This window comes from Streptomyces sp. DH12 (assembly GCF_020873895.1).
Lineage (GTDB): Bacteria > Actinomycetota > Actinomycetes > Streptomycetales > Streptomycetaceae > Streptomyces.
Genome location: NZ_JAHWGT010001459.1, coordinates 1 through 409 on the forward strand (window position 1 = coordinate 1; position 409 = coordinate 409).

At 75.1% G+C, this 409-nt stretch carries 1 protein-coding gene; it reads left to right on the top strand.

Translation table 11 applies throughout. The annotated features are described in order from the left end of the window. Nucleotides 1-369, top strand: a 369-nt coding sequence (locus tag LPA54_RS40565) for a CoA transferase (protein WP_228985442.1), incomplete at its 5' end; no start/stop codon positions are given. Nucleotides 370-409: the final 40 nt, after the last annotated feature.

Here is a 409-nt window from a genome sequence, read left to right on the forward strand (position 1 = left end):
GCGACGAACGCGGCGCGCACCGCGAACCGGGAGCGGACCGATGAGGCGGTGGGCCGGGGGCTGGCGGGTCTGACGGGGCGGGAGGCGCTGGCCGGTCTTGAGGCGGCGGGCATCGCCTGTGCCCGGCTGAACACGGTGGCCGATGTGGCGGCGCATCCGCAGCTCGCGGCACGGGACCGGTGGCGCGAGGTGGGGACACCGGTGGGGCCGTTGCGGGCGCTGCTGCCGCCGATCACACTGCCGGGGAGCGAGGAGGCACGGATGGGTGCCGTACCGGCGCTGGGTGAGCACACCGATGCGCTGCTGCGAGCCCTGGGGATGACGGACGAGCAGACATCGGCGCTGCGCCGGGACGGAGTGATCGTCTGAACCGTCCCGAGCGGCGGGCCGGTCCTGACGGGCGATGCGT